Source organism: Mesorhizobium sp. M7A.F.Ca.MR.362.00.0.0, assembly GCF_004023175.1.
Classification (GTDB): domain Bacteria; phylum Pseudomonadota; class Alphaproteobacteria; order Rhizobiales; family Rhizobiaceae; genus Mesorhizobium.
Map to the genome: position 1 here is coordinate 1 of NZ_RZTF01000685.1, position 1721 is coordinate 1721.

Genomic DNA, 1721 nt, shown 5'->3' on the forward strand with positions numbered 1-1721 from the left:
TAGGTAGCGAGCCATACCGGCGATGGCGCGCAGCGTCACGAGATCAACCCTGCGCGAACCGGAGCCTATCGACTTCCGCGGTTAAAGAATTTAGCTATCATGGCGTTTCATCGCTAATAGCAGTCAATCATGAGACGGCCCCTCAGCTACCCCTGGCTTGATCTCGATGTGGATGACCCTTCCGCGTTGGCGATTGCCGTGCGCGTCGACATCCCCGACACCCGAGCGGAAGTCCCCGCCCACCGGCACCGCAAAGGCCAGCTCGTCTTCGCGCTCGGCGGCGGCGTCACATGCCGCGTTCCAAGCGGTCTATGGATGGTGCCGCCGCATTGCGGGGTGTGGATCCCCGGCGGCATGGAGCACAGCAATGTCGCAACCGCCAACGCCCGGATTTTTTTCGTCTACATAGAGCCGGGAGCGGCCGACCTGCCGGAGCGGTGCTGCACGCTTTCGATCTCGCCACTGCTGCGCGAATTGATCATCGAGCTTTCCGATCGGCTGCAGGACGACGAGGCGAGGGGCGAACTCTTGACCAAAATGCTGCTCACCGAATTGCCACGCATGCCTGTCCAGCAATTGCACCTGCCGATCTCATCCGAGCCGCGCTTGAACAGGATCGCCGAGGCGTTGGCGCAAGACCCTGCCGACCGCAGTACGCTGGCGGACTGGGCCAAGCGCATGGCGCTCAGCGAGAGCAGCCTCGCCCGCCTTGTGACAAAGGAGACAGGGCTGAGTTTCGGGCGCTGGCGCCAGCAATTGCACTTGATCGTTGCAATTCGGGAACTGGCGTCCGGCAAGAGTGTCCAGCAAGTCTCGGGCGATCTCGGCTATGGTTCGGTCACGGCCTTCATCACCATGTTCAAGAAGGCGCTTGGGAAGCCGCCGGCCAAATACCTCAGTGGTATCGCGCAAAATGGCGGCTCTGCATTCGTGGCGTAATGCTCACTTGAAGGCTGGGTCGAGCCGATCACGTTGCCAGCGCGCGCGAGTGCAGCTTGGGCTTGGGACTCAGGCCACCGACGGCTCGGCGGTTTCGCGCCTCAACTCCGGTTTGGAACCGAGAACTTCTTCCACAATCCCGCGCGCAATCTCGCGTTCACCCATGATCACCGTATCGGCGCCCAAACCCTTGAGATGTTCGACCTCGGCATCGGAATGGGCACGGGCGATGACGTTGATGCCAGGGTTGGCGGCGCGGGCTCGGAGCACGATCTGACCGGCTTCGAAGGCATTGGGGATGGCAAGGATCAGCCGGCTGGCGCCTTCGGGATTGGCGGCGGCGAACACTTCGGCATTGGCCGCATTGCCGGCGACGGTCTCGATGCTGTCCGCTTTCAGCCTCGCCAGCGTCTTGTCGGCGTCCTCGATGACCAGGAAGGGCAGTGCCGCGTCTTTCAACGCCGAGCCGACCAGGCCACCGACACGGCCGTAGCCGATCAGGATGGCATGGCCGGTGAGTGCCGTCTTGGGCGGCGGCCCGTCCTCCCTTTTCGCCGTTGCCGCGACAGAGGCCACCTGGCCCGGCTCCGTCGCCGGACCAACCGGTTTTGCTTCGACCGGCGGTGCCGTCCTGGCGGCGCGCCGTTCCAGCCACGGCTTCATCCAGTCGATGGCCAGGAACATCAGCGGGTTGAGGACGATCGACAGGATGGCGCCGGCCAGAATGAGGTCGCGACCTTGTTCGGGCAACAGTTTCAGCCCGACGCCGAGCTCGGCCAGGA

At 63.7% G+C, this 1721-nt stretch carries 2 protein-coding genes; one reads left to right on the top strand and one right to left on the bottom strand.

Annotated features, from left to right (window positions below; all coding sequences use genetic code 11):
• The first annotated feature begins 129 nt into the window (after positions 1-129).
• Positions 130-939 (top strand): helix-turn-helix domain-containing protein, encoded by an 810-nt coding sequence (locus EOC06_RS36805; protein WP_127271895.1) that lies wholly within the window; start codon positions 130-132, stop codon positions 937-939.
• 69 nt (positions 940-1008) lie between these two features.
• On the opposite strand, the gene EOC06_RS36810 is transcribed toward EOC06_RS36805, so the two are convergent.
• The coding region (locus tag EOC06_RS36810) for an NAD-binding protein (RefSeq protein ID WP_206631350.1) at positions 1009-1721 on the bottom strand (713 nt) is incomplete at its 5' end.

What these genes read in the sequence shown, in the direction of transcription:
- EOC06_RS36805 (WP_127271895.1), top strand. Translation starts at nt 130, where the DNA reads ATGAGACGGCCCCTCAGCTACCCCTGGCTTGATCTCGATGTGGATGAC.